The organism is Streptococcus sp. HMSC067A03, assembly GCF_001814295.1.
Classification (GTDB): domain Bacteria; phylum Bacillota; class Bacilli; order Lactobacillales; family Streptococcaceae; genus Streptococcus; species Streptococcus constellatus.
The window spans coordinates 1-1,022 of sequence record NZ_KV815654.1 but is presented as its reverse complement, the minus strand read 5'-3'; the positions used below and the strand labels follow the sequence as shown (position 1 = coordinate 1,022).

The window sequence follows — 1,022 nt, the reverse complement described above, 5'->3', positions numbered from 1 at the left end:
TTGGCAAGCTTTTGACCATTCTTAAGAAGAATATCTGTCTTCGCATACCATTTGTGAACACCATTGTATTCTACTAATGAAGAGTATTTATCTCTTACTTCCATCTTTTCAATAGCTTGTCCACGATTTGCTGGTAAATAAGAAGTTTCCAATTCAAAGTTGTAGACTTGTCCAACCTTAACAGTCTTATTATTCAATGAATTTTGGTCTTTTTGACCATCTTCAACAGTCGCTACAACATCTTTCTTCGGATTGATCTTCGGAATGTTATTCGTTACTAGATTTGTTTCATGGATACCAGTAAAGTCAATTTGATAAGCTCGGTTATCATACTTGCTAGCTTCCTTGATTTCCTTCTTAACAGTTGTTGGGAAGACAAGTTTCAGATTGATACCCTTCAAGACATACTTGTTTGTGTAAGCTACTGGATCATCTGCAGTAGTTACAGCAAACTCACCATCAATCTTCAAGCCTTTAGCCTTGATATAATCTTGAACCTTTTTTGGAGCTTCTGCAACAGACTTGTAAATTTTCGTTGTAAAGCCACTTTGAACCTTACCGTCTGCTGTTGTTACACGAACACCAGCTAAGTTAGGAGTCACATGCTTACTTGAGTATTTTTCAACAACCATCAAGCCTGCTTGCTTATCTTTATCTGTTAAGCCTGTCATGCCCTTGTATTGGTCATTGTCAATATCAATCGTATAAACTTCGGTTGAACCTGCCAACATGGTCTTACCATTGACATCTTCACCCTTAGCGTTGGTTCCTTTCTTCTTAGGTTCTGCTTTCACTTCCTTGTAGACATAAGTAACTTCGGTTACACCTTTTGTAACTTTACCTTTTTCATTACCCTTTGTCTTTTCAGGAACAAGGTTATAGATTTTATCACCAGACTTGATCGCTGTCGTCTTGTGGTCTGTCGTATCGTAATCTTCGCCAACACGAGCATGAGAAGTATCCGTTACATCTTCTTTGATCTTCTTACCAGATTCATCCACATAGTGAACAACTACATCACC

At 37.9% G+C, this 1,022-nt stretch carries 1 protein-coding gene; it reads right to left on the bottom strand.

What is annotated here, in order from left to right; genetic code table 11:
* On the bottom strand, positions 1-1,022 hold a 1,022-nt coding region (locus tag HMPREF2963_RS05215), incomplete at both ends, for an SspB-related isopeptide-forming adhesin (RefSeq protein ID WP_186821954.1).